The sequence below is a fragment of the Micromonospora sp. NBRC 110009 genome, assembly GCF_030518795.1.
Lineage (GTDB): Bacteria > Actinomycetota > Actinomycetes > Mycobacteriales > Micromonosporaceae > Micromonospora.
This window is the reverse complement of the sequence record NZ_CP130427.1, coordinates 2,572,947-2,597,604: the sequence shown is the minus strand read 5'-3', so window position 1 is coordinate 2,597,604 and position 24,658 is coordinate 2,572,947. Positions and strand designations below refer to the sequence as shown.

General features: G+C 72.5%; 21 protein-coding genes, 1 tRNA gene and 1 other RNA gene. 9 read left to right on the top strand and 14 right to left on the bottom strand.

Annotated elements, in window-relative coordinates; genetic code table 11:
• The first annotated feature begins 74 nt into the window (after nucleotides 1-74).
• Nucleotides 75-857, top strand: a complete 783-nt coding sequence (locus Q2K19_RS12435) for a hypothetical protein (RefSeq protein WP_302770779.1) — start codon at nucleotides 75-77, stop codon at nucleotides 855-857.
• A gap of 85 nt (nucleotides 858-942) precedes the next feature.
• Nucleotides 943-1,488: a nitroreductase family protein gene (locus Q2K19_RS12430; protein ID WP_302770776.1), complete on the top strand. Its 546-nt coding sequence runs from the start codon at nucleotides 943-945 to the stop codon at nucleotides 1,486-1,488.
• A 29-nt stretch (nucleotides 1,489-1,517) separates the two neighbouring features.
• On the opposite strand, the gene Q2K19_RS12425 is transcribed toward Q2K19_RS12430, so the two are convergent.
• Entirely contained in the window at nucleotides 1,518-2,507 is a 990-nt protein-coding gene (locus tag Q2K19_RS12425) for an ArsR/SmtB family transcription factor (RefSeq protein ID WP_302770774.1), read from the bottom strand.
• A 78-nt stretch (nucleotides 2,508-2,585) separates the two neighbouring features.
• Between Q2K19_RS12425 and Q2K19_RS12420 the strand changes: the two genes are divergently transcribed.
• Together Q2K19_RS12420 and leuA are read left to right on the top strand one after the other, a co-directional pair.
• Nucleotides 2,586-3,857, top strand: coding sequence for an MFS transporter (locus Q2K19_RS12420; RefSeq protein WP_302770771.1), 1,272 nt, complete (start codon nucleotides 2,586-2,588; stop codon nucleotides 3,855-3,857).
• A 238-nt stretch (nucleotides 3,858-4,095) separates the two neighbouring features.
• Nucleotides 4,096-5,847, top strand: coding sequence for a 2-isopropylmalate synthase (gene leuA, locus Q2K19_RS12415; protein ID WP_302770770.1), 1,752 nt, complete (start codon nucleotides 4,096-4,098; stop codon nucleotides 5,845-5,847).
• A 94-nt stretch (nucleotides 5,848-5,941) separates the two neighbouring features.
• Here leuA and Q2K19_RS12410 read toward each other — a convergent pair whose 3' ends face one another.
• The 3 genes from Q2K19_RS12410 to Q2K19_RS12400 form a co-directional block, all read right to left on the bottom strand.
• A complete protein-coding gene (locus tag Q2K19_RS12410; protein WP_302770768.1) occupies nucleotides 5,942-6,142 on the bottom strand; it encodes a DUF1737 domain-containing protein in 201 nt (66 codons plus the stop codon).
• 107 nt (nucleotides 6,143-6,249) lie between these two features.
• Complete coding sequence (locus Q2K19_RS12405) at nucleotides 6,250-7,344, bottom strand: IS30 family transposase (RefSeq protein ID WP_302772454.1); 1,095 nt, start codon at nucleotides 7,342-7,344, stop codon at nucleotides 6,250-6,252.
• A 171-nt stretch (nucleotides 7,345-7,515) separates the two neighbouring features.
• Nucleotides 7,516-9,012, bottom strand: a complete 1,497-nt coding sequence (locus Q2K19_RS12400; protein WP_302770766.1) for an MFS transporter — start codon at nucleotides 9,010-9,012, stop codon at nucleotides 7,516-7,518.
• Nucleotides 9,013-9,121: 109 nt separating this feature from the next.
• Between Q2K19_RS12400 and Q2K19_RS12395 the strand changes: the two genes are divergently transcribed.
• Nucleotides 9,122-9,781: an HNH endonuclease family protein gene (locus tag Q2K19_RS12395; RefSeq protein WP_302770764.1), complete on the top strand. Its 660-nt coding sequence runs from the start codon at nucleotides 9,122-9,124 to the stop codon at nucleotides 9,779-9,781.
• Nucleotides 9,763-10,239: a hypothetical protein gene (locus tag Q2K19_RS12390; RefSeq protein ID WP_302770761.1), complete on the top strand. Its 477-nt coding sequence runs from the start codon at nucleotides 9,763-9,765 to the stop codon at nucleotides 10,237-10,239. Before Q2K19_RS12395 ends, Q2K19_RS12390 begins: the two co-directional genes overlap by 19 nt.
• A gap of 56 nt (nucleotides 10,240-10,295) precedes the next feature.
• On the opposite strand, the gene Q2K19_RS12385 is transcribed toward Q2K19_RS12390, so the two are convergent.
• From Q2K19_RS12385 to ffs, 10 genes are all read right to left on the bottom strand, one after another.
• Entirely contained in the window at nucleotides 10,296-11,396 is a 1,101-nt protein-coding gene (locus Q2K19_RS12385) for an ABC transporter ATP-binding protein (RefSeq protein WP_302770760.1), read from the bottom strand.
• Entirely contained in the window at nucleotides 11,393-12,379 is a 987-nt protein-coding gene (locus Q2K19_RS12380; RefSeq protein WP_302772452.1) for an ABC transporter ATP-binding protein, read from the bottom strand. Before Q2K19_RS12380 ends, Q2K19_RS12385 begins: the two co-directional genes overlap by 4 nt.
• A 58-nt stretch (nucleotides 12,380-12,437) precedes the next feature.
• Nucleotides 12,438-13,478 carry an ABC transporter permease gene (locus Q2K19_RS12375; RefSeq protein ID WP_302770758.1) on the bottom strand — a complete coding sequence of 347 codons (1,041 nt, stop codon included), beginning with the start codon at nucleotides 13,476-13,478 and terminating at the stop codon, nucleotides 12,438-12,440.
• Nucleotides 13,475-14,482, bottom strand: coding sequence for an ABC transporter permease (locus Q2K19_RS12370; RefSeq protein WP_302770757.1), 1,008 nt, complete (start codon nucleotides 14,480-14,482; stop codon nucleotides 13,475-13,477). Before Q2K19_RS12370 ends, Q2K19_RS12375 begins: the two co-directional genes overlap by 4 nt.
• Nucleotides 14,483-14,574: 92 nt before the next feature.
• Entirely contained in the window at nucleotides 14,575-16,245 is a 1,671-nt protein-coding gene (locus tag Q2K19_RS12365) for an ABC transporter substrate-binding protein (protein ID WP_302770756.1), read from the bottom strand.
• A 270-nt stretch (nucleotides 16,246-16,515) separates the two neighbouring features.
• Complete coding sequence (locus Q2K19_RS12360) at nucleotides 16,516-16,986, bottom strand: hypothetical protein (RefSeq protein WP_302770754.1); 471 nt, start codon at nucleotides 16,984-16,986, stop codon at nucleotides 16,516-16,518.
• A gap of 29 nt (nucleotides 16,987-17,015) precedes the next feature.
• On the bottom strand, nucleotides 17,016-17,609 hold the full coding sequence (gene recR, locus Q2K19_RS12355; RefSeq protein ID WP_302770752.1) for a recombination mediator RecR: 594 nt from the start codon (nucleotides 17,607-17,609) through the stop codon (nucleotides 17,016-17,018).
• Between the two features lie 8 nt (nucleotides 17,610-17,617).
• Entirely contained in the window at nucleotides 17,618-17,926 is a 309-nt protein-coding gene (locus Q2K19_RS12350; RefSeq protein WP_302770750.1) for a YbaB/EbfC family nucleoid-associated protein, read from the bottom strand.
• A 108-nt stretch (nucleotides 17,927-18,034) separates the two neighbouring features.
• The gene (locus Q2K19_RS12345; RefSeq protein WP_302770748.1) at nucleotides 18,035-20,713 is read right to left on the bottom strand and encodes a DNA polymerase III subunit gamma and tau; all 2,679 of its coding nucleotides are present in this window, start codon (nucleotides 20,711-20,713) and stop codon (nucleotides 18,035-18,037) included.
• Between the two features lie 107 nt (nucleotides 20,714-20,820).
• An RNA gene (ffs, locus tag Q2K19_RS12340) (signal recognition particle sRNA small type) lies at nucleotides 20,821-20,910 on the bottom strand.
• 82 nt (nucleotides 20,911-20,992) lie between these two features.
• Here ffs and Q2K19_RS12335 point away from each other — a divergent pair.
• The 3 genes from Q2K19_RS12335 to Q2K19_RS12325 all read left to right on the top strand — a co-directional run bounded on the left by Q2K19_RS12335 (nucleotide 20,993) and on the right by Q2K19_RS12325 (nucleotide 24,637).
• Nucleotides 20,993-21,077, top strand: a tRNA-Ser gene (locus Q2K19_RS12335).
• A 256-nt stretch (nucleotides 21,078-21,333) separates the two neighbouring features.
• Nucleotides 21,334-22,002 (top strand): hypothetical protein, encoded by a 669-nt coding sequence (locus tag Q2K19_RS12330; RefSeq protein ID WP_302770745.1) that lies wholly within the window; start codon nucleotides 21,334-21,336, stop codon nucleotides 22,000-22,002.
• 136 nt (nucleotides 22,003-22,138) lie between these two features.
• Entirely contained in the window at nucleotides 22,139-24,637 is a 2,499-nt protein-coding gene (locus tag Q2K19_RS12325; RefSeq protein WP_302770743.1) for a hypothetical protein, read from the top strand.
• The last annotated feature ends 21 nt before the right edge of the window (nucleotides 24,638-24,658 follow it).

Here is a 24,658-nt window from a genome sequence, read left to right as displayed (position 1 = left end):
GCCGCGCGACACGCCGGGACGCCAGCCGTACGGCGGGGCTCCCCGGACCCGTGCCGGCACCGCAGAATGTCCCGGTGCACGCTCACCTCCGCGCGGCCCGGCGACTGACCGGCGTCCTGGCGATCACCCTGCCGGCCCTGTTGGCCGCCTGCACCGCCGACCTGCCCAGACCGGCCCCGACCAGCACCGCCGACCCGGCGCCCGCGGAGGCGGACGCGGCCCGCGACGAGCTCGCCGCGCTGGCGGCCGCCGCCCAGGACCGGCACCTCACCGCCACGTACGTCTTCACCACCGGGGACGGCCCGGACCGGACGGTCACGGTGACCAGCGGGAACGACGGCAGCTGGCGGGTGGACGTGCCCGGCTGGGGCCAGGGCGGCACGGTCGACGTCTCGCTGGCCGCGACCGCCGACGGGCTGTTCCAGTGCGCGCTCCCCTCGGCGGGCCACCCGGAGCCGGCGGGCTGCGTACGCCTCGGCGACCCGGACGACGCCGTGCCCCGGAAGCTGGACCCCAAGGTGCAGCACCCGTTCACCGACTGGCTGGAGGTGCTCACCGACCGCCGGGCGCCGCTGGCGGTCTCCCCCGCCACCCCGCCCACCGGGGCGGCCGGCGAGTGCTACTCGGTCGAGACGACCTCGGCGTCGCTGAACGCCCCGCTGGACGTGGGCATCTACTGCTACCGGCCGGACGGCACCCCGAGCGCGGTCCGGGCGGCCTTCGGCACCCTGCGGCTGGCCGGCGAGCCGGGGCCGGCGCCGGCCACCGTGCAGTTGGCCGGGCCGGTCACCGAGGGCGACCCGGTCGGGCCGGGTGCGCCGTCGCCCACCGACAGCACGAGCCCCGCAACGGAGTAACCCCCCTGTCCGTTACGGGTGCTCTCGAACACATCTGTCCGAACCGGCGGCGAGGGCGAAACGCCCATCCGGGATGCTTCACCTCATGGCCGACCTGACACCGCTGCTCGCCTTCCGCTGGAGTCCCCGGGCGTTCGACCCCGAGGCCGAGCTGACCGGGGACGAGGCGGCCTCGCTGCTGGAGGCCGCCCGCTGGGCCCCGTCGGCCGGGAACGCGCAGCCGTGGCGGTTCGCCCTCGGACACCGGCAGGACGAGACCTGGAAGCGGATCCTGGTCACCCTCCCCGAGGGCGACCAGGGCTGGGCCCGGCACGCCTCCGCGCTGGTGGTGGGTGCGCACACCGGCGCGTCCGGGGAGCAGGCCGGGGCCGAACGGGCCGCGTACGACCTCGGTCAGGCGATCGCCCACCTCACCGTGCAGGCCACCGCGCTCGGCCTGCACGTGCACCAGCTCACCCGCTTCGACCGGGCCGGCCTCGCCGCCGAACTCGAACTGGCGGCCGGGATCCGGCCGCTGGTGGTGGCCGCCGTCGGCCGCCTCGGCGACCCGTACGCCCTCCCCGCCGAACTGCGGGCCAGGGAGACCGCCCTCCGCCGCCGCCACCCCCTGCCCGCCCTCCTCCTCCGCTGATCCGCGTTGACCCTGCCGGGCCGGGCGAACTACCCGCCGCGGCTGGCGCGGACGAGGACCGTGGCGGCCTCGGTGTTGCGGTAGAGGACGTGCCGGCCCTGGCGGGACCGCTGGACCAGCCCGGCGGCGTGCAGCGCGGACAGGTGCTGGGAGACGTTCCCGCCGGACATCCCCGTCCGCCGGGCCAGGTCGGTGGTGGTGGCGGCAAGGTCCAGCAGCTGCAGCAGCGCCGCGCGGCCCGACCCGACCACCCGGGCCAGCGCGTCGCCGGGCGGCGTCGCGGTCGTCTCCCACAGCGTGCCCACCGCCCGGACCGGGTACGTCCCGGCCGGCGCCGAATCCTCCAGCAGGTTCCACAGCACCCGCCGGTCGGTGAAGACGCCCGGGTTGAGCGCCAGCCCGCGTCCGCCCAGGTCGAAGTCCCGCTCGAACGGGTCGTCGCTGACCACCCGGTCGCCGAGCCAGCGCAGGCTCGGGTGGAGCTGGTCGAAGAGCCGGCCGGCGCCGCCGTCGGCGAGCTGGCCGGCCCGGTGGGCGACGTCCGCCTCCAGCAGGGCGCGCATCCGCGGCCAGTCCGGCGCGATCGCCTCGTCGTGCCAGACCCGGACCGCGTCGACGAGCTGCGGCAGCAGCCCGGCGGGGTCGGCGAGCAGGGCCCGCCCGAACGGGCTCAGCGGGCGCCTCGGGGTGGTCGCCAGCAGGTCCCGGACCACCACGTCGGGCGGCGTGGCGGCGATCTGGTCGAGCTGCTCGGCCAGCGTCACGTCCGGCCGGGCCGCCGCCGGGGTCAGGAAGTCGGGCAGCCAGCTGCGGGGGCGGGTCAGCTCAACCAGCGGCCCGACCCGGACGGCCACCTCCGGGCGGCGCAGCGTCGCCCGGGCCCGGTCGATCCAGGGCAGGTGCACCGCGTGCCGGACCGGCTGATCCAGCGCCCACATGCTGGAGACCGTCTCCCACACCGGCGAGACCGTGAACCGTACGCCCGCGACGTCGGCCGGAGTGAACCGCAACTCGGACACGCACACCCCCCGACGCAGGATTCGCCCCAGACTAAAAGGCTCGACGGGATCGATGGGGGCACGGTTCACTCACCCGCCATGGGGGCCAGAGAGAACATCCGCAACGCCGTCCGGCACGTCGTACCACCGGCCGGGTTGACCCGCGCCCTGGCCGTGCAGGCCATGGTCTACGCCGTCGGCAACGGCCTCTTCCAGGCCGGCAGCGCGGTCTTCTTCACCCGGGCGCTGGGACTCAGCGCCGCCCAGGTGGGGCTGGGCCTGTCGATCGCCGCGGGGGTGTCGCTGCTGGGTACGGTTCCCCTGGGCGGGCTGACCGACCGGTACGGCCCGCAGCGGATCTGGGTGCTCGGGCTGGTGCTGGACGCGGCGCTCTTCGCGACGTACCCGTTCGTGGGCGGGTTCGCCGGTTTCCTCGCCGTGGTGGTCGCGCTGGCCACCGTGGACGCCGCGAGCGGCGTGGCCCGGCAGGTCTACTCGATCAACGCCCTCCCGCCGGCCGAGCGGGTCACGGCGATGGCCTACCAGCGCTCGTTGCTGAACGTCGGATTCGGGCTCGGCGCGGTGATCAGCGGCCTGGTGCTGGCGGTGGACACCATCGGGGCGTATCGGGCGATGGTGTGGTTCATCGCGGCGGTGTTCCTGGTGACGGCGGTCTTCGTGCGGCGGCTGCCCCGGTTGCCGGAGGTGGCCCGACCGGCGGAACCGATGAGCCGGTTCGCCGTGCTGCGGGACCGCCCGTTCATGTCGGTGTCGCTGCTCTCCGGGCTGCTCACCGCGCACCAGACGCTATACCTGACGGTGATGCCGCTCTGGATCCTCACCCACACCGACGCCCCGAAGACGCTGATCGCCGGGCTGGTGCTGCTCAACACGGTGCTGATCGTGCTGCTCCAGGTACGCGCCAGCCGGGGCGTCGACACCGCTTCGGGCGCGGCCCGGGCGTCCCGCCGGGGTGCCCTTCTGATCGCCCTGTTCTGCCTGGTCCTGCCGATCTCCGGGGTAACCCGGGGCGCGCTCACCGTGGTGGTGCTGGTGGCTGTCGCGACGCTGCTGATCGTGGCCGAGCTGGTCGAGTCGGCGGGCACCTGGGGGCTCACCGCCACCCTGCCGCCGGCCGCCCAGCGCGGCGCGTACGTGGGGGCGTTCCGGCTCGGCACGCAGCTCCAGTACCTGATCGCCCCGGCGGGGCTGACCGCGCTCGGGGTGACCACCGGCGGCTGGGGCTGGTACCCGACGGCGGCGATCTTCGCGCTGGTCGGGCTGGCGCTCGTACCCGTGGTGGGCTGGGCCGGGCGGACGCCGCGGCTCGGTGCGGCGGCCGCGGAGCCGGCGGTGACATCGGTCCCATAGTCCGGACCTGGCTTCCCACCGCCGGTCCCGCCACGTAGGGTGACCTTGTCATGTGGCGGGCGTTCCTTCTCCTTGGCTGCCGCGACGAGGCCTGACCGGCCGGCACCTCGTCGCGGAGTTGAACCGCGCCGTCCAGCACATCCGATCTTCCTTCTCGGCACCGCCGCGCACCGTCGCCCGGCATCTCGCCGACACATTCCGATCTGCTGACGCCACATGTTCCAGGGAGCACTTCGAGATGGCTCAATTTGCCACCGACGCTGAGACCGATCCGATCGCCCGGCAGCGCCCCAGCCGGATGCCGTTCCACCGTTACCTGCCGTACGACCAGCAGTTCCGGTTCGACCTGCCGGACCGCGCCTGGCCGACCCGCCGGGTCGACGCCGCCCCCCGCTGGTGCGCGGTGGACCTGCGCGACGGCAACCAGGCGCTGATCGACCCGATGTCCCCGGAGCGCAAGCGCCGGATGTTCCAGCTGCTCGTCCAGATGGGCTACAAGGAGATCGAGGTCGGCTTCCCCTCGGCCAGCCAGACCGACTACGACTTCATCCGCCAGCTGATCGAGCAGGACCTGATCCCGGAGGACGTCACCATCCAGGTGCTCACCCAGTGCCGGGAGCACCTGATCGACCGGACCTTCGAGTCGCTGCGCGGCGCCCGCCGGGCCATCGTGCACTTCTACAACTCCACCTCGACCCTGCAGCGGCGGGTGGTCTTCGGCCTGGACCGGGACGGCATCACCGACATCGCCACCCAGGGCGCCCGGCTCTGCCAGAAATACGCGGAGATCCACACCCCGGACACCGACATCCACTACGAGTACTCGCCGGAGTCGTACACCGGCACCGAGCTGGAGTACGCGCTCGAGGTCTGCACCAAGGTCATCGAGGTGGTCGACCCGACGCCGGACCGGAAGCTGATCGTCAACCTGCCGGCCACCGTCGAGATGGCCATGCCGAACGTCTACGCCGACTCGATCGAGTGGATGCACCGGCACCTGCCCCGGCGGGACAGCCTGGTGCTGAGCCTGCACCCGCACAACGACCGGGGCACCGGCGTGGCCGCCGCCGAGCTGGGCCTGCTGGCCGGTGCCGACCGGATCGAGGGCTGCCTGTTCGGCAACGGCGAGCGGACCGGCAACGTCGACCTGGTCACCCTGGGGCTGAACCTCTTCTCCCAGGGCATCGACCCGATGATCGACTTCTCGAACATCGACGAGATCAAGCGGGCCGTCGAATACTGCAACCAGCTCCCGGTGCACGAACGGCACCCGTACGCCGGCGACCTGGTCTACACCGCCTTCTCCGGCTCCCACCAGGACGCCATCAACAAGGGCTTCGACGCCCTGCACGCCGACGCCGCGGCGGCCGGGGTGCCGGTGGACGAGTTCACCTGGGCGGTGCCCTATCTGCCGATCGACCCGAAGGACCTGGGCCGCACCTACGAGGCGGTCATCCGGGTCAACTCGCAGTCCGGGAAGGGAGGCGTCGCGTACATCATGAAGACCGAGCACCAGTTCGACCTGCCGCGCCGCCTCCAGATCGAGTTCTCCGGCGTGGTCCAGGAGGTCACCGACCACGACGGCGGCGAGGTCGAGCCGGGCACCATGTGGGAAATCTTCGCCCGCAACTATCTGGTCGACCACCAGGTCGACCCGGCGGTCGGCCTGGCCGGCTACACCATCGGCACTGCGGACGGCAAGGTCGAGATCGAGGCCCGGGTCGGCTTCGAGGGCGAGGTCCGCCCGCTCACCGCGGTCGGCAACGGCCCGATCGACGCGTACGTCAACGCGCTGCAGTCCCTGGGCGTGGCGGTACGGGTGCTCGACTACCACGAGCACGCGCTCTCCTCCGGTGGGGACGCGCAGGCCGCCGCGTACGTGGAGTGCGAGGTGGACGGCCGGACGGTGTGGGGCGTCGGGGTCGACGCGAACATCGTGACCGCCTCCATCAAGGCGGTCACCAGCGCCGTCAACCGCGCCCGCAGCTGAGCTCGTAAGGAAGGGTCCCCTGCTAACGACTCGTGCATAGCAGGGGACCCCTTCTAACGCCCGACCACCGGGTGGGCGGGGCCTCGGACCAACGTCAGACGGGCAGGACCCGCGGCGATCCGTCGTCCAGGACGACCGCCTGGGCGACGATCACCCGCTGACCGTCGAACGTCACCGCCGGCGAGCCGTGCAGCCGGTAGCCCTCGGCCAGCGCCGCGCTGACCCGGCGGCAGAACTCGGCATCGTCGGGCCCGGTGAGCAGGCGGTACCGCAGCCGGTCGTCGTGGTCGCTCATCCGGCGACCGTAGCAACCCTGAGGCCGCTTTGCGCCACGCCCCGGCCGCTTGTTAAGCGGGGGCCCCTCCTCTACCGGGTGGATTCCAGGGGTCGTTGCAACACGGCTTAGTCGGTGACGGCTAGGAGCTTAGCGAGACGCTCGGCTGGGGTGTCCCAGCCGAGCGTTTTGCGTGGCCGGCCGTTGAGTTCGGCGGCTACTGCGGCGAGGTGCTCGGGGTGGTGGGCGGCCAGGTCGGTGCCCTTGGGGAAGTACTGGCGCAGGAGGCCGTTGGTGTTTTCGTTCGATCCGCGTTGCCAGGGTGAGTGCGGGTCGCAGAAGTAGACGGGCATGTCAGCGGCGGTGCTGAACTGGTGGTGCAGGGCCATCTCGGCGCCTTGGTCCCAAGTCAGGGATCGTTTGAGGTGGGCGGGCAGGGTGGCGATGGTGGTCAGCAGCGCGTCGCGGACGTGCTCGGCGGTGCGTCCGCGGCCCAGATGTACCAGCAGGACGTATCGGGTGGCGCGTTCGACGAGGGTGCCGATGGCGGAGGTGTTGTCCTTGCCGATGATGAGGTCGCCTTCCCAGTGGCCGGGCACGGCCCGGTCGGCCACGTCGGCGGGCCGTTCGCTGATCATCACCATGGGGGTGGTGAAGCGGGGCTGGCGTTGTCCGGGCTGGCGGTGCGGGCGGCGCACCGCCCGGCCGGTGCGCAACGCCCGGGTCAGCTCGCGGCGTAGCTCACCGCGTCCTTGGACGTAGAGCGCCTGGTAGATCGTCTCGTGGGTCACGTGCATCCCTGGCCGGTCGGGGAAGTCTCGCCGTAACCGTCGCACGATTTGTTCCGGGCTCCACCTGCGGTCCAGGCCGTCCTGGACGGCGTGGCGCAGCTGCGGGTTCGCGGCGAGCTTGCCGGTCTTCGGCCGCGGGCGCCGCGCCTCGGCCCGCGCCTGCGCCGCATGGGGACGGTAGTCACCGGTCTCCGGGTGGGCGTTGCGGCGCAGTTCCCGGCTGATCGTGGAGGGATCCCGTCCCAACTCGGCGGCGATCGACCGCAGTGACCTGCCCTCACGCCGCAGGTCGGCAATCAGAATCCGGTCATCCACCGATAGGAACCGACCAGAGGAAGGCCCGGGCCGGGCAGGAGGCTGCGCCTCCCGCCCGGCCCGGCTTGCTCGTCCATACCGCCAGCGGTGGCCAGTACGCCGGTTAACCCCGACCATCCGGCACGCTTGTGCGATACCCACACCGTGCGCCACAAGATCAAGATAAGCCTGGCGCTCAGCATGCAACTTCTTCCGGCCCTGAGGCGACCGGTCCTTGCGGATCTCGAACACTGCAACCCCTGAACAAGTCAGGCGTTGCAACCACCACTAGAACCCAAGCCGCAGGCGTTAAGAAGGGGCCCTTCCTTGCTGATCGGGCGGGGTCGAGGCGGGCAGCGACGGGCAGGGTTGAGCCCCGGGCGCCTTCCGCTCCGGGCGGTGGATCAGCAGCCCGGCCAGCGCGGCCCCGGCCAGCAGCAGCACGGCGCACCAGAGCATCGCCCCGCGGAACGCGCCGGTCAGCGCGGCCTTCTGCGCGTAGCCGGTGCCGGAGAGGCCGACCAGCAGCGGCAGGGCGGCCACCGCCAGCAGGCCCCCGGCCCGGGAGGCGGCGTTGTTGAAGCCGCTGGCCACTCCGGCGAACCGGTCCGCCACCGCCGCCAGCACCGAGGCGGTCAGTGGCGCCACCACCAGGGTCAGGCCGGCCCCGAACAGCACCACCCCGGGCAGCACGTCCACCCAGTACGACGCGCCCGGCCCGACCCGGCGCAGCAGGAGCAGCCCGGCCGCGGCGACCACCGGGCCGACGGTGAGCGGCAGCCGGGGGCCGATCCGGGCCGCCAGCGCCCCGGCCCGGGCCGAGCCGACCAGCAGGAGCAGCGTCATCGGCACGGTGGCCAGGCCGGTGAGCAGCGCCGACCAGCCCACCACGTTCTGCAGGTAGACGGCGAGGAAGAAGGTGAACCCGCCGAGGGCGGCGTACACCACGACGGTGAAGACGTTCAGCACCGAGAAGAGCCGGCTGGTGAAGAGCCCGGTGGGCAGCATGGCGCTGTCCCCGCGCCGCCGCTCGACCAGCACGAAGACCGCTGCGGCGAGCACCCCGACCAGCACCGCCGCGAGCACCGTCGGGGAGCGGAGCCCGCGCGCCGGGGCGTCGATCAACGCGTACGTGACGCCGCCGAGGCCCAGCGCGCCGAGCAGCGTCCCGGCGACGTCGAACCGCCGCCCCGCGCCGGCACGGGAGGCGTTCACGTCCCGGCTCTCCGGCACCCAGCGCAGCGCCGCCAGCACCACCGCCACCGCGAGCGGCAGGTTGATGAAGAAGATCCATCGCCAGGAGAGGGCGTCGATCAGCCAGCCGCCGAGCAGCGGGCCGAGCGCGGTGGAGACCCCGGAGAGCCCGGACCAGGTCCCGATCGCCTTCCCCCGGTCGTCCGGATGGAAGCTGGCCTGGAGCACGGAGAGCGAGCCGGGGGTGAGCAGTGCCCCGCCGGCGCCCTGGAGGAAGCGCGCCGCGATCAGCCAGCCCGTCCCCTGGGACAGGCCGCAGAGCACGGACGCCGCGGCGAACCAGGCGACCCCGAGCAGGAAGATCCGGCGCCGGCCGAACCGGTCGCCGAGCGCGCCCCCCAGGAGCACGAACGCGGCCAGCATGAGCAGGTAGCCGTTGATGGTCCACTGGAGATCCGCCACGTTCGCGCCGAGTTCCGCGCCGAGCCGGGGCAGCGCCACGTTGACCACCGTGCTGTCCAGGAAGACCATGCCGGAGGCGAGGATCGCGGCGAGCAGGGTGCCCCGGCCGGCGGCGGTGCCGGTGCGGAGCGCGGGTGCGGATGTGGTCATGGGAAACCACTCTGCCCGGGCTCCACATCCGACGCCACGAATAACGGAAACCGCTGCGGGGGTACTGTGCGGACTCGCCGGGAGCCCGCAAGCTTAAGAGGTGTCGTCTGTGCGTAGGAGATCAGGAGCCCGTGCCGGGTTGACGGCCGCGCTCGCCGCGGCGCTCGCCCTCGGCGCGGCCGGTTGCGTCCCGGTGGTCGACGAGCCGGAGACGCCACCGAGCGCCGCCGCTGACGTCGACCAGCAGCTCGGTGAGCTGACCGTCGCCGCCGCCGGGTCGATGAAGGGCTACAGCCGCACCCGCTTCCCCCACTGGCGGGACACCGGGAAGAACTGCGACGTGCGGGACAGCGTGCTGCAACGGGACGGGGAGAGCATCAAGCTCTCCGGCTGCAACGTGGTGGGCGGCCGCTGGGAGAGCCCGTACGACGGGTCCGTGCTGACCGATCCCGCCGACGTGGACATCGACCACGTGGTGCCGCTGGCCAACGCCTGGCGCTCGGGTGCCGACGAGTGGGACGACTCGAAGCGCGGGGACTTCGCCAACGACCTGACCCGGCCACAGCTCCTCGCGGTTTCCCTGCGCTCCAACCGGGCAAAGGGTGACCAGGATCCGTCCCGGTGGAAGCCGGCGAACAAGTCGTACTGGTGCCAGTACGCGGCCGACTGGGTGACGGTGAAGCACTACTGGCGGCTGACGGTGACCAGCGCCGAGAAGGCCGCCCTCACCGACATGTTGGAGGGTTGCACATGGGCGAACAAGCCGTGACCGGGGCCGGCGGCAGGCCGGCACCGGAGCAGACGCCGGACGCGGCGGGCGAGGACGCGGCGGCGGCCGCCGGCAGCGGCGCCGCGACCGGCCCGACCTCGGCCGGGATGACGGCGGACGGCACGCCCCCGGCCCCCGCCGACGTCTCCGGGGCGGGCATGTCGGCCGATGCCATGCCGGGAGCGCCCACCGCGGGCGCGCCGGGCGGGCCGCACCAGCGGACCGCCGACATCACGGCCGGTCCCGGCGGGGTGATGACCGACGAGGTCGGCGTGGTGACCGGTGAGCTGACCCTGCGCACCGAGTGGGCCGACGGCCAGGTCACCCTGCGCGTGCAGTACAAGGACGCCGACGAGTGGTACGCGGTGACCGGCGGGAAGACGGCACTGGCCGACCCGGCCGGGCTGGACGCGGTCCACGCCGTCGCGGTCGCCCTGCTCAACCGCCCCGAGGGCTGACGACGCGACGAGGCCCCCTTACCCCGGCGTCCGGGGAAGGGGGCCTCGTCGTCTGCTCACGGGGTCGGGATCAGCTCACCGGGGCCGCCCGGTGCCGCGCCGTCGTCCGGCCGGACCAGCTCCGGCTCCACCTCGTGCGGCCGGATCCGGCCCGCCGCGATGTCCTCGGCGTAGTGGCAGGCCACCCGGTGACCGTCGAGCACCTCGCGCAGCGCCGGCCGCTCGTCGCCGCAGCGGGTCGGCTGGGCCCACGGGCAGCGGGTGTGGAACCGGCAGCCGGCCGGCGGGTTCGTCGGCGAGGGCAGGTCGCCGGCGAGCAGGATCCGCTCGCGGCGGTCCTCCACCTGCGGGTCCGGCACCGGCACCGCCGACATCAGCGCCTTCGTGTACGGGTGCATCGGCTCGCGGTAGAGGTCGTCGCTGGACGCCTCCTCCACCAGGCCGCCCAGGTACATCACGCCGACCGTGTCGGCGATGTGCCGGACCACCGCCAGGTCGTGCGCGATGATCAGGTAGGTCAGCCCGTGCTCGTTCTGCAGGTCCTCCAGCAGGTTGAGCACCTGCGCCTGGATCGACACGTCCAGCGCGGAGACCGGCTCGTCGGCGACGATGAGGTCCGGGTCGAGCACCAGGGCTCGGGCGATGCCGATCCGCTGCCGCTGGCCGCCGGAGAACTCGTGCGGGTACTTGCTCAGCGCCGAGGCGGGCAGGCCGACCGCGGCCAGGGCGTCCCGCAGCTTCTTGGCGGTGGCCGCCTTGTCGCCGGCCAGGCCGTGCGCCTTGAGCCCCTCGACCAGCAGCGACTCCACCGACTGCCGGGGGTCGAGGCTGGACAGCGGGTCCTGGAAGATCATCTGCATCCGGCGGCGGGCCCGGCGCAGCGACTCGCCCTTGAGCGAGCGGACGTCGGTGCCGTCGAAGACGATCTCGCCGTCGGTCGGCTCGACCAGCCGCAGCAGGCCCCGGCCGAGGGTGGACTTGCCACAGCCCGACTCGCCCACCAGCCCGTACGTCTCGCCCTTGTTGATGGAGAGCGAGACGCCGTCGACCGCGTAGACGTGGCCGACCGTACGGTCGAAGAGCACGCCGCTCTTGATCGGGAAGTGGACCTTGACGTCGCGCAGTTCGACCAGTGGTCCGGTCCGCTCCTCGGTCACGGGACCGCCACCTCCTCGGTTACGGGGTTGTTGCAGCGCAGGTCGCCGCCGGTCGCGGTGGGTTCGAGCGGAGGGGTGCCCTCCAGGCAGGCGTCCACCACGTTGTTGCAGCGGGGCGCGAAGGCGCACCCTTCGACCCACGGGATGTTGTCGGCCACCGAGCCGCGGATGGCGTGCAGCTTCTCGCCACGCGGCGAGTCCAGCCGCGGCACGGAGTTGAGCAGTCCGTGCGTGTACGGGTGCCGCGGCCGGGCGAACAGCTCGTGCCGGGGGGCCCGCTCCACCACCTTGCCGCCGTAGAGCACGTTGACCGTGTCGCAGAGCCCGGCGACCACGCCCAGGTCGTGCGTGATCATGATCAGCGCGGTGCCGGTCTCGTCGACGAGCTGCTTGAGCAGGGTGAGGATCTGCGCCTGGATGGTCACGTCCAGGGCGGTGGTCGGCTCGTCGGCGATCAGCAGCCTCGGCTTGCAGGCCAGCGCGATGGCGATCAGCGCCCGCTGCCGCATGCCGCCGGAGAGCTGGTGCGGGTACTCCTTCAGCCGCCGGTTCGGGTCCGGGATGCCGACCGCGTCGAGCAGCTCCCGGGCCTCCTTCAGCGCCGCCTTGCGGTCCATGCCCCGGTGCCGTTCCAGCACCTCGGCCACCTGGACACCGATCGGGATGACCGGGTTCAGCGAGGAGAGCGGGTCCTGGAAGATCATGCCGATGTCCCGGCCGCGCCGGTCCCGCATGTCGTCCGGGCGGAGCTTCAGCAGGTCGGCACCCTCGAAGAGCACCTGGCCACTGACCTTGTTGCCCCGCCGGGGCAGCAGGCCCATGATCGCCAGGCTGGTCACGCTCTTGCCGCAGCCGGACTCGCCGACCAGGCCCACGGTCTGCCCCGGCTCCACGCTGAAGCTGACCTTGTCGACCGCGGTGAACGGCTGCTCACCGCGGCGCTGGAACACCACGCTCAGGTCGCGTACGTCGAGCAGGCTCATCGGGTCACTTCCTCTCGCCGGCACGTGCCGGCCGTGCTGGTCCATCGCATCGGCCTCGTCACCGCCGGTTCTTCGGGTCGATGGCCTCGCGCATGCCCTCACCGAGCAGGGTGAAGCCGAGCGCGACCACGATGATCGCGATGGCCGGGTAGTAAGCAAGCTCCGGGCGGACGTCGAAGTAGCGCTGACCGTCCACCCCGAGCATCAGGCCCCACTCGGCCCGGTTGATGTCCGGGTCACCGAGACCGAGGAAGGAGAGCGAGGCGGCCTCCAGGATCGCGGTGGAGAGGGTCAGCGTGGCCTGCACGATCACCGCGGTCATCGCGTTGGGCAGCATGTGCCGCAGCACGATGTTGCCCTGCTTCACGCCGAGCGCCCGCGCGGCCAGCACGTGGTCGCTCTCCCGTTGGGCCAGCATCGACCCGCGCAGCAGCCGGGCGAAGATCGGCACGTTGACGATGGCCACCGCGAAGATGACCGTCCACTGGCTCGACCGGCTGGCCATGGCCACCAGGCTGATCGCCAGGAGCAGGGCCGGCAGGGCCAGCATCACGTCGGTGAGGCGCATCAGGACGTTGTCCACCCAGCCGCCGAAGGCCCCGGACAGCGCGCCGATCAGCACGCCGAGGCCCAGCCCGATCAGCGTGGCGACCACACCGACGAAGAGGGTCTGCCGGCTGCCGTAGATCATCCGGGACAGGAAGTCCCGGCCGAGCGGGTCGGAGCCCAGCGGGAAGTCGCTGCGGGCACCGGGGATGCTGTCGACGGTGAGGTTCTTCGTCAGTTCCTCGAAGCGCTGCGCCGGGTCGTGCGGCGCGAGCAGCGGTGCGAAGATCGCCACCAGGATGAAGAGGCCGACGATGGCGGCGCCGACAATGGCGACGGGGTTGCGCCGCAGCCGGCGGAACGCGTCCCGCAGCAGGCTCACGCCGCCCTTGTCGGCGGTGGCCTGGGCCAGCGCCTCCAGCCGCGCCCGCTTCCGCTCGCCGAGCCGGCCGATGGCGCTCGGCAGGGTCCCCTCGGGCTTCTCCTCGACGGCGGACGGGTCGACGCCGTCGCGCTGGGCGCCCACGGTGGGGCGGGTGATCGGATCACTCATCGGACACGCACCCTCGGGTCGATGAAGGCGTAGGAGAGGTCGACCAGGAGGTTGACCACCACGAAGACCAGCGCGGCCAGCAGGATCAGCGCCTGGAGGACCGGGTAGTCACGGCCGCCGCTGATCGAGTCGGTGATCAGCGTCCCCAGGCCGCCCCAGTTGTAGACCTTCTCGGTGAGCACGGCGCCGGAGAGCAACGCGCCGGTCTGCAGGCCGATGGTGGTGACCACCGGCAGCAGGCCGTTGCGCAGGATGTGCCGGCCCCGGATGGTCTTGTGCCGCAGGCCCTTCGCCTCCGCGGTGCGCACGTAGTCCTCGTTGAGCACGTCGAGCACGCTGGCCCGGGTGATCCGCACGATCACCGCCAGCGGGATGGTGGCCAGCGTGAACGCCGGCAGGATCAGGTGCCAGAGCGCGTCGGCGGTGGCGTCGAACTCCCGGGTGAGCAGTCCGTCGAGGACGAAGAAGCCGGTCACCTCGGTGTTGTCCACCCCGGTGCTCATCCGCCCGGAGGGCGGGAACCAGTGGATGTTCTGGGTGAAGACGTCCTTGAGCAGGTAGCCCAGGAAGAAGATCGGAATCGAGATGCCGAGCAGGGTGCCGGCGATGCTGAGGTTGTCCAGCAGCCGGCCCCGGTGCCGGGCGGCGAGGTAACCCAGCGGCACGCCGAGCCCGACCGCGATGATCATGGCGGCGACGGCCAGCTCGATGGTGGCCGGGAAGGCTCGGCCGATCACGTCGATGACCGAGTCGCCGGTCCGGATGGAGTTGCCGAAGTCGCCGGTCAGGACCCGCTGCATGAACTTGGCGTACTGGACCAGGATCGGCTGGTCGTAGCCGAGTGCCTTGGTCAGCAGGGCCCGCCGCTCCGGCGTGGCCCGCTCACCGAGCAGCGCCTCGATCGGGCCGCCGGGCAGGTTCCGCAGCCAGATGAAGATGAGCGCGGACAGCGCTATCAGGGTCACCACCAGTTGCAGCAGGCGGCGGACTATGACTCGCAACATCTCTCACACACCAGACTCTCGATAACAGCGGGTCGGCCCGGGCCGGGGAAGCCCGGCCCGGGCCGAATCCACGTACGGCGTCAGCGGCGTCCTCAGCCGACGCTGACCGTGTTGAACCGCTCGTCGGTCAGCGGGCTGGCGACCAGACCCTTGACGTCCTTGGTGACCACGATGGCCGGCGGGGCGTGCCAGATCGGCACGGCCGGCAGCCACTTCGCGGCGATGTCGCGGTTGACCTGCTCCCAGGCGGCCTTCTTGCCGGCCTCGTCGACCGTGCCGTCGGCCTTGGTGATGGCGTCGAACATCTCGGTCATCGCGGCGTCACCGAACTCGGCCTTGGACCGGCCGAAGAAGGTGCCGACGAAGTTGCCCGGGTCGTTGTAGTCACCGGTCCAGCCGAGGATGTGCAGGTCCTGCTTGCCGAACTGCTGCACGTCGTCCTTGTAGCCACCGTTCCACGGGCGGGCCACACCGTTGACCTTGATGCCGACGGCCTGGAGGTCGTTGGCCAGGACGGTGAAGATCTCCTGCGGGTTCGGCATGTACGGCCGGGAGACGTCGGTCGGGTAGTAGAAGTTCAGGGTCAGGTTCGTGACCCCGGCCTCCTTGAGCAGCTGCTTGGCCTTGTCCGGGTTGTACTCGTACTTCTGCACATCCTGGGCGTAGCCGAGCACGGTGTCCGGCATGAACTCGTCGGCGACCTTGGTGCCACCCGGGCCCTTGGTCTGGACGAGCTGCTGACGGTTGAGGGCGTAGGCGATCGCCTGGCGCACCCGCAGGTCCTTCAGCTTCGGGTTCTTCTGGTTGAAGCCCATGTAGAGGATGTTGAACGCCGGGCGGTCGAGGACCTGGAAGCCGTCAGCGGCGAGCGACTTACGGTCGGCCGGGGCCGGGAAGTCGATACCCTGCACGGTGCCGGCCTTCAGCTCCTGCTTGCGGGTGTTCTCGTCCTTGATGATCTTGATGACGAGCTTGTCGACCTTGGCCTTCTCGCCCCAGTAGTCGGGGTTCCGTTCCAGGGTGATCTCACCCTTGGCCTTGTCCCAACCGGCGAACTTGAACGGGCCGGTGCCGACCGGGTGCTCGTTGGCGAACGCGCTGTACTCGAAGGAGTCGCCGTTCTGCTTGACCGTGTCGGCGTCGTACTTCTTCAGTGCGTCCGGGCTGGCAATGGAGAGCGCGGTCAGCGCGAAGGCACCGGGGAAGGCGCCCTTGTACTGGTTCATCGTGACGACGGCGGTGGCGTCGTCCTTCGCCTCGCACTTGTTGTAGACCGGCTTGCCCAGGTCCGGAGCCTCGTTCTTGGCGAAGCCGCCGAAGACGTCCGAGTAGTAGATCATCTGCGACTGGGCGCCGGCGCCCTTCATGTTGTACCAGCGGTCGAAGTTGAAGCAGACCGCGGCGGCGTTGAAGTCGGTGCCGTCGTGGAACTTCACGCCCTTGCGCAGGTGGAAGGTCCAGACCTTGCCGTCCGCGTCGTGCTCCCAGCTCTCCGCCAGGGCACCCTGCAGGTCGGCCGTGCCCGGCTTGTTCTGCACGAGGGTGTCGTACATCTGGCGGATCGGCCGGAAGGACTCACCGTCGTCGTTGAAGATCGGGTCGAAGTTCTTGGGGTCGCCAGCGCCCGCGAAGACGAAGGTGCCGCCAGTCTTGGCCCCACCGCTGTCCCCGTCGCGCTCGCTCTTGGCACAGCCGGATGCCCCGACCGCCAGAGCGGCAGCGGCCGCCAGGGCCACGGCCGCTTTAAGCCTGCTCGCCTGCATCTCTCACCTCTGTCATGCGCATGTCCACGCCGAGCTGTGACTCAGTCCGTGTGCGGGAGGCTATGACACGACACACAGAAGCGGAACGGCCGTTAGGCAATCGCTATCAACCCGACACCAACCGGCCGCGTCTGACAGCACCTGATCTATCGACAAACGGGACTGTCACACCCATGAGCAGATGGTGGGATCGGACGGATGCCCACAGAACGGCCTATACCGCAGCCGACCCGCGGAGCCGTGGCGAAGCACACTCTTCCCACATTCCGGTTACGACCCCGTCGGTGCCGGGGTCGGCAGCGCGGTGACGGCCGAGCAGGCGGGCAGCCGCTCGACCCGCGCGTCGGCGGCCGGGGTCCCCAGCAGGCGGAAGGTGACCCGGTGGCACGCCGACACGGTCGCGCCCGGCATGACCGCCGGACCGTAGCCGACCGAGCCGTTGACGACCGTCCAGAGGTCCGGCGTACGCCCGATCTCCCACATCTGCACGCCGCTCGCCTGGGCGATGGCGAGCAGCCAGTCGTCGGACGGGGTGGGTTCGCCCGCGTCGATCACCGCGTCGGCGTACGCCCGGACCCGCTGGGCCAGCTCCGCCTCCGCCCGCGCCTGTCCGGCCCGGTTGGCCGCCCGGAACTCCCGGACCCGCCACTCGAACCAGCCCACCGCGCCGACAACCGCAGCCAGCAGCAGCACCACCAGCACCCCCGGCACGAGGGACGGTCGGCCCGAGGTTCCTCGCACCACACCTCCCCCGTGCCCGGAGCGGACGGTCAGATCGCCCGGCGGCCCTCGAACGCCCGGCCCAGGGTGATCTCGTCGGCGTACTCCAGGTCGCCGCCGACCGGCAGGCCGCTCGCCAGCCGGGTCACCGCGATCCCCATCGGCTTGACCATCAGGGCCAGGTACGTCGCGGTGGCCTCGCCCTCGGTGTTCGGATCGGTGGCGAGAATCAGCTCGCGGATCGCACCCCCGCCCAGCCGGGTCATCAGCTCCCGGATCCGCAGGTTGTCCGGGCCGATCCCCTCCAGCGGGTTGATCGCGCCGCCGAGCACGTGGTAGCGACCGCGGAACTCACCGGTCCGCTCGATCGCCACCACGTCCTTCGGCTCCTCGACCACGCAGAGCACCTCGTCCGTCCGCCGCGGGTCGCGGCAGATGCGGCACTGCTCCGACTCGGCGACGTTGTAGCAGGTGGTGCAGAACCGCACCAGCTCCTTGACCTTGCGCAGCGCACCGGCCAGCCGGTTCACGTCGGCCGGATCCGCCGACAGGACGTGGAACGCGATCCGCTGGGCGCTCTTCGGGCCGACGCCCGGCAGCCGGCCCAGCTCGTCGATCAGGTCCTGGATGGCACCCTCGTACATCTGCCGGCTCAGAACCCGGGCAGGCCGAGGCCGCCCATCCCGCCGGTGACCGGGCCCATCTTCTTCTCGGTCAGCTCCCGGGCGGCCTCGGCCGCGTTGTGCAGAGCCGCGACGACCAGGTCCTCCAGGGTCTCCACGTCCTCCGGGTCGACCGCTTTCGGGTCGATCTTGATGCTCTTGACCTCACCGGTGCCGGAGACGGTGGCGGTGACCAGCCCGCCGCCGGCCGTGCCGGTCAGCTCCGCCTCGGCCAGCTCGGCCTGGGCCTTGGTGATCTGCTGCTGCATCTTCTGCGCCTGCTTCAGCATCTGCTGCATGTTCGGCTGTCCACCTGGGCGCACGGATGGCTCCTTCTCACAGTCGTCTGGTCGGCCGCGCCCAGCCTAGTCGGGCGGCGGCACAGCTCCTCGGCGGTCGACGCCCGCTCAGCGCGCGTCCACCTCGTCGATCTTCTCGGCTCCGAACGCCTCGCGCAGCAGCTGCACCGCCTGCTCCTCGCTGGACTGCCGGGCGGTCCGCTCGTCGATCACGTCATCCAGCGGCTCGTCGCCCGGGTCGAAGCCCTCGTAGGCAGGGGCCGCCGGGGCCGGGGCCGCCGGACGTCCGCCCGGCCGGATCGGCCCGTCGAAGTCCGGATCGTAGGGCGGCTCCCCCGCCCAGTCGGCGTCCGCGGTCGGCCGGGTCGCCTGCGCCGCCCGCGGGCCCTTGCCCGGACCGCCCCCGGCCGCGGCCGCCGCGGCCGCCCGGGCCGCCGCGATCGCGCTGCTCACCGGCGAAGCGCCGCCGGCGGCACCCGCCGCGGGCTGCGGCGGCGTGGCCGGCGGTCCGGCCGGCTTCGGTACGGCGGGAGCCGCGACAGCCGGCGCGGAAGCGGACGGCGCGACCCCCGGTGGCGCGTCGGCAGGCGGCGGCGTGGTGGCCGCCGCCCCACCCGGACGGGCGGCCTCCGGCCAGTCGTCGCCGCCTTCCGCGGCGGTCGCCGGGTCGGCCTCGGCGCGCGCCGACGCCCCGGCACCACCCGGTCGGGCCGGCTCCGGCCAGTCCTCCTCGTCGTCCTCGCCGGCGGGACCGGCACTCGTCTCCCGCCCGGCCGGACCAGCCGGTCGCCGCGCCGGGCCACCGGACGGATCGGCCGCCCGGGCAGCGGGGGAGGTCCCGGATCCGCCGGACCGGCCGGCGGCCGGGCTGCCCGGTCCGGCCGGAAGGTCGGACGGGCCCGCCGGGGCACCGGTCGACGGGGCCGGCCGGGCCGGGGCGGACGGGCGCGCCGGACCGCCGAGCCCGGCGGCCCCCCGCTCCCCGGCCACCTCGCACCGGATCTGCCAGCGGCCGCCCAACTCCTCGTAGAGCGCGTCGGTGAGCACCGCGGCGTGGTCGGCCATCATCTTCGCCAGCACCGTCGACTTCACGGTCAGCACCAGCGTGTCGTCGTCCAACTCCCGGACCACCGCGTCGCGCATCAGCGCCGCGATCCGCTTGTTGGTCCGGTTGACCTTGCCGACCACCTCGGGCCAGACCCGGCGCACGGCGACGGCGTCGAGCGCGCCCGCCGGGGCGCCCGGCCGGGGCGGCTCGGGGGTGGCCGGGTCGGGCAGCACCGCCGACGACGGCACCGGACGGCGGACCGGCGCGGCGGACACCGGCGCGGCGGGGCCGGCCGCCGGGGGCGGTCCGTCCGGGGCCCGGTCGGCAGCAGCCGGCTGGGCGGCGCCGGCCGAGGACGGGTCGGCCGGGCGGGGCGACGCCGAGCGGGCACCGGCGGCCGCGGCGGCGGCGCGGGCCGCGGCCGCCCCGGCCGGGGCGCCGGCAGCCGCCGGCGTGCCGGCGGTCTCCGGGTGGGACGCGGCGGCAGCCGCGGTCGGGGCGGGCGGCTCGGGGCGTACCTCGGTGGTGGGGGCGACCGGCGCGGGGCCGGCGGCGGCCGGCGGCAGCCCGGCGCCTCCCAGAGTGAGCCGGCGTTCCATCCGCTCCAGGCGCTGGAGCAGGCCGCCGGTCGAGTCGTCCGCGCCGGGCAGCAGCATCCGGGCGGAGATCAGCTCCAGCAGCAGCCGGGGGGCGGTGGTGCCGCGCATCTCGACCAGGCCGTTGTGCACGATGTCGGCGCAGCGGGACAGGGTCGCCGGGCCGAGCCGCTGGGCCTGGGCGGCCATCCGCTCGATCTGGTCGTCGGGGCCGTCGATCAGGCCCTTGGCGGCGGCGTCCGGCACCTGCTGCATGACGATCAGGTCGCGCAGGCGCTCCAGCAGGTCGGAGGCGAACCGGCGCAGGTCGTGCCCGGCCTCGGCGACCCGGTCGACGGTGGCGTACGCGGCCGCGCCGTCCCCGGCGGCGAGCGCGTCGCACATCTCGTCGATCAGCGCGGAGTCGGTGACGCCGAGCAGCGTGGCGGCCCGGGCGTAGCTGACCCCCTCCGGGCCGGCGCCCGCGATGAGCTGGTCGAGCACCGAGAGGCTGTCCCGCATGCTGCCGCCACCGGCGCGCACCACCAGGGGGAAGACGGCCGGCTCGACCTTCACCCCCTCCGCCTCGCAGAGCTGCTCCAGATAGGGGCGGACCACCTTCGGCGGAAACAGCCGGAACGGGTAGTGGTGGGTCCGCGACTTGATCGTGCCGAGGACCTTCTCCGGCTCGGTCGTGGCGAAGATGAACTTGACGTATTCCGGAGGCTCCTCGACCAGCTTGAGCAGGGCGTTGAAGCCGGCCGACGAGACCATGTGCGCCTCGTCGATGACATAGATCTTGAAGCGGCTGCGGGCCGGCGCGAAGAACGCCTTCTCGCGCAGCTCCCGCGCGTCGTCGACGCCGCCGTGGCTGGCCGCGTCGATCTCGATGACGTCGATCGACCCGCCGCCGTCGGGGGCCAGCGAGCGGCAGGACTCGCACTGCCCGCACGGCTCGGGGGTGGGGCCCCGCTCGCAGTTGAGCGAGCGGGCCAGGATCCGGGCGCTGGAGGTCTTGCCGCAACCCCGGGGGCCGGAGAAGAGGTAGGCGTGGTTCAGCCGCCCGCTGCGCAGCGCCTGCGACAGCGGCTCGGTGACGTGCTCCTGGCCGATGACCTCGGCGAACGTACGGGGCCGGTACTTGCGGTAAAGGGCCAGTGCCACCCGTACCGCCTCCTCTCGACCGAGCCATTCTGCGCCGGCCGGGCGCGGGTGACCACCCACCACCCCGTGCCCTGAACCGCAGGAACGTTACCCGCACCCGGAGACAGAAAGGCCTCCCGTGCACCCGGCAGAGCTCGCTTATCCTTGCTGCCTTCCGGCCCTGGGGAGGTTCACGAGATACCGCCGCACGGGAGGTGCCGCCAAGCCTACCCGACCCGGCGTGGATCTTCAGGGGGTGGTGGGGTGGCCCACCCGCCGGGTACCTGTATCCTGGCTCGCGGAGGATTCGCCTAGAGGCCTAGGGCGCACGCTTGGAAAGCGTGTTGGGTTAACACCCTCACGAGTTCGAATCTCGTATCCTCCGCCGTTGACGAAAGGGCCGGCCCCGAGCGGGGCCGGCCCTTTGTCGTCTCTGCGCTCGGCGTCCTGAATGTCAGCCGATGACCGAGACGTGCCCAGGTGGAACGCGCACGACGTGACCCGACCCCCGCCCGCCCCCGGTACGGTGCGGGTGGGCGCGACGCTGATGACGTTCGCGAGGACCGACTCCCCACCTGTGGAAAACTTTCCGCCGTCGTACACATGTTCCATCCACAGCCTGTGGACGCCGAGAGGATCGGATGAGTTACCAGCTCAGCGCGGTGGTCGCCGACGTCGAGCTGCTCCGCGAGCAGACCGCCGACCTGGACCACGCGGTCCTCGGCGCGCTCCGCCAGGACTTCGGCCTCCTGCCCGTCACGCCGCAACTGATGCAGGAGCTCACCGGCGAGCTGCCGGACTTCGCCACCGGGGAACCGTCGGCGGAGCAACCGTTCCAGCTCGTCCTCTCGCCGGCCCTGGCCGGCGACGACTCCAGGTCGCGGCGCGGCGGCAGACGCGCCGAACCGGAGTTGTCGGAGCTGCTGGCCCGCTGGTCGCGGCAGGGCCCGGTGGCGTACCTGGAGGCGGAGTTCGCCGGCGGGCTGGGCCACCAGGCGGCGATGGTGTGGCTGGGCGGCGAGGTGAGCTGGGGGCCGTGCTTCGACCGCGCGCTGGACCGGCCGCGCGGCGAGTGGCCGATCAACGCGGCGCTCGCCCGGCTGGGCGCCGAGCCCGGGCCGTGGATCGACCCCTTCGCCGAGCTGGGCCTGCACCTGGAACGCGACACGGCGGGCTGGCTGGCGCACGGGCGCCGCGGCCTCTCCCCGGACTACTGGGACGAGCTGGCCGAGGAGTGGGAACTCCGGCAATCCGACCCGCGGCAGCAACCTCATCGCCCCGGTCCCGTTGGGGACTGGGGGAATACCTGAAACCGCTCCACAGCGGACGTGACGAAGCGCTGCTGGCCCGCGACGGCTTGCCGACAAGCCCGTTGTCGTCGATCGAACCCCATGGAATCATCTCCTCGCCCGCGCACGTCGCGCGGCTTCTCACGGGGGAGTTGAAATGAGAACAACCCTGTCCACAACACGGCTGACCGGCCGACCCACGCTGGCGGTGATCGCCGCCCTGACCACCGGCCTGGCGACCGTCCTGATCGGACCAGCCGCCGCGAGCGCGGCACCCGCGCCCACCCCGTCGGCGACGACGCCGGCACCCGTTACGGCCTCCGCGCCCGCCTCGCCAGCAACGAAGACCACCGACGCCAAGCCGACCGGCACCGACAGCGCGACGTCCACCACCGGCTCACGGGCCACCGGACCCGGCGGCTGCGGCGGCAAGCTCGCCTTCGGCAAGGTGGCAAGCTGCTCGTCGATCAGCGGCGAGGAGCAGGACGTCTGGACGGTCACCTCGACCGTCGCCCAGGACACGCTCTACGCCCGGCTCAAGGGTGTCTCGGGCGAGGGCGTGAGCGCCGAGGTCACCGACCGGAACGGGGACACCGTCTGCTTTCTCGGCACCTACCTGAGCGAGTGCGGGCTGGGCGCGGCCGGCACCTACACGGTCACCGTCTCGCTCTACTACGGCAACGGCGAGGGCGCCTACACCCTCTCCGCCGAGTCGATGCGTACCCCGTCCGAGTGCGACACCCTGCCGGAGAACTTCTTCTCCTTCGCCTCGGCGGGCCGCACCGGCACCCTGCCGGCGGGCCTGGCCGCGCGCTGCTTCAAGTTCAGCCAGCCGACCGGCACCGTGCTGCACCTCGCCGACCCCGCCGGCCCAGGTGACGTGCAGGGCCGCGTCCTGAACGCGGAATACCAGTCGGGCAGCTGCTACGTCCGCTACCCCACCGAGTGCACCCTCACCGGCTCCGGGCCGTACCGGCTCTTCCTCGAGGAGACCTACGGCAACGAGTCGGCCTACACGCTGAAGATGCCCCGTCTGTCGCACGCGGTCGGCTGCCCGGCCCTGCCGCTGGCGTCCTTCGGCGACCCCGGTTCCGTGGTGGGCAGCGGGACGGTGCCGGCCTCCGAGGGCGTGTCCTGCCAGGCCCTGACCAGCGCCGCGCCCGGCGCGGTCGTGGTCCGGTTCAACCAGTTCGCCGACCAGTACCTCAACTGGCGAGTCTTCGACGTCGACGGCCGGCAGGTGTGCGACGAGTACTCCGCCGCGCGTTCCTGCGCCCTGGCGGCGGCCGGCTCCTACACCCTGCTGGCCCAGAACTGGAACTGGGAGCCGGTGTCCTACCAGGTGGCGGTGACGGCGCTCGACCGTGGCGACGGGTGTGCGGCGGCCACCGGCACCGCGTGGGACCAGCCGGCGCTGGTGGTGCACCAGACCTCGCCCGTGCAGACCAACTGCCAGCCGTTCCAGGGCCGCGCCGGTGACCGGGTGGTCGTGTACCGGGCCCCGGACAGCTACAACAACGCCGTCACCTGGCTGGTCGACGAGCACGGGACCGAGCTCTGCACCGAGTGGTCGGAGGACGACGGGTGCGCCCTGCCCGGTGCCGGAACCTATCGGGTCATCTCCTACCTGGCCAACTGGGACGCGGACCGCACCGACCTGACGTACCGGATGCAGGTGCGGTCGCTGACCGACCCGACCGGCTGCCCCACGGTGACGCCCGGCGCGTACAACGCCGCGCCGGCCGGGGCGCTCGGCACCGTCCGGTGCCGGGTCCTCGACCTGCCCGCCTCCGGCACCTACCGGGTGAAGGCCGTCGGGGCGGACAACTACCGCCAGTGGGCCTCCGTCTACGACACCGCCGGCCACAAGCTCTGCACCGACGTCTGGTGCCAGGTCCCGGCGGCCGGCAAGTACACCCTGGTGCTCGGCGGGGCGGCCCCCGACGGGGTCATCGACGAGAACTTCCGCTACGCGCTCGCCCTGCTGCCCTGGACGCCGTCGGACTGCCGGCCGGTCCCCGACACGGGATGGCGGGACGCGCCGGTCCGGGGCGAGTTCACCGCCGCCGGCCAGTACGACTGCCTCCAACTCGGCAGCCCGGCCGGCTCGCGGATCGTGGAGCTGCTGCCGGGAGACGCGACCGGAGCCGGCGCACCCGGGATGGCGGTGGTGGACGCCACCGGCTCGACCGTCTGCGACTCGCCCTGGGGCATCCGTCAGGACCCGTGTCAGCTGACCGGCCAGGCGCCGTTCTCCGTGGTGCTCGACTCCCGCGACGGCGCGCCGACCGGCGCGTACTCGCTGGCCTTCGCCCGGACCGACGGCCCGCCGGCGTGCCCGGTGCTGCCGGCGGACGCGGCGGGGGCCACGGTGACGACCGGGGCGGACCGGTTCGCTGCCTGCTTCTCGATCCCGGCCGACCAGCACGCGGCCCGGGAGTCGTTCACCTGGAAGCGCACCGGCGGGACCGGTGACGCCCGGATCTGGATCTTCAACGAGTCCGGCATCCGGTACTGCGGCCCGACCCCCTACGCCGTCGAGCGGACGGTGTCCTGCTCACTGCCGGCGGGCGCGGTGACGGTGTTCCTGGAGACGGATGCGGTCAACGCGACGTACCAGCTCACCCACCGGGACGCGAGCCTGCCGGCCGCGTGAGCCACGGCGGGCCGGCCCCCA

Bases quoted from the DNA above. Each gene is read 5' to 3' on its own strand.
- Q2K19_RS12430 (WP_302770776.1), top strand. From the start codon at position 943: ATGGCCGACCTGACACCGCTGCTCGCCTTCCGCTGGAGTCCCCGGGCG.
- Q2K19_RS12420 (WP_302770771.1), top strand. From the start codon at position 2,586: ATGGGGGCCAGAGAGAACATCCGCAACGCCGTCCGGCACGTCGTACCA.
- leuA (WP_302770770.1), top strand. From the start codon at position 4,096: ATGGCTCAATTTGCCACCGACGCTGAGACCGATCCGATCGCCCGGCAG.
- Q2K19_RS12410 (WP_302770768.1), bottom strand. From the start codon at position 6,142: ATGAGCGACCACGACGACCGGCTGCGGTACCGCCTGCTCACCGGGCCC.
- Q2K19_RS12405 (WP_302772454.1), bottom strand. From the start codon at position 7,344: ATGGTCGGGGTTAACCGGCGTACTGGCCACCGCTGGCGGTATGGACGA.
- Q2K19_RS12400 (WP_302770766.1), bottom strand. From the start codon at position 9,012: ATGACCACATCCGCACCCGCGCTCCGCACCGGCACCGCCGCCGGCCGG.
- Q2K19_RS12390 (WP_302770761.1), top strand. From the start codon at position 9,763: ATGGGCGAACAAGCCGTGACCGGGGCCGGCGGCAGGCCGGCACCGGAG.
- Q2K19_RS12380 (WP_302772452.1), bottom strand. From the start codon at position 12,379: ATGAGCCTGCTCGACGTACGCGACCTGAGCGTGGTGTTCCAGCGCCGC.
- Q2K19_RS12375 (WP_302770758.1), bottom strand. From the start codon at position 13,478: ATGAGTGATCCGATCACCCGCCCCACCGTGGGCGCCCAGCGCGACGGC.
- Q2K19_RS12370 (WP_302770757.1), bottom strand. From the start codon at position 14,482: ATGTTGCGAGTCATAGTCCGCCGCCTGCTGCAACTGGTGGTGACCCTG.
- Q2K19_RS12365 (WP_302770756.1), bottom strand. From the start codon at position 16,245: ATGCAGGCGAGCAGGCTTAAAGCGGCCGTGGCCCTGGCGGCCGCTGCC.
- recR (WP_302770752.1), bottom strand. From the start codon at position 17,609: ATGTACGAGGGTGCCATCCAGGACCTGATCGACGAGCTGGGCCGGCTG.
- Q2K19_RS12350 (WP_302770750.1), bottom strand. From the start codon at position 17,926: ATGCAGCAGATGCTGAAGCAGGCGCAGAAGATGCAGCAGCAGATCACC.
- Q2K19_RS12330 (WP_302770745.1), top strand. From the start codon at position 21,334: ATGAGTTACCAGCTCAGCGCGGTGGTCGCCGACGTCGAGCTGCTCCGC.
- Q2K19_RS12325 (WP_302770743.1), top strand. From the start codon at position 22,139: ATGAGAACAACCCTGTCCACAACACGGCTGACCGGCCGACCCACGCTG.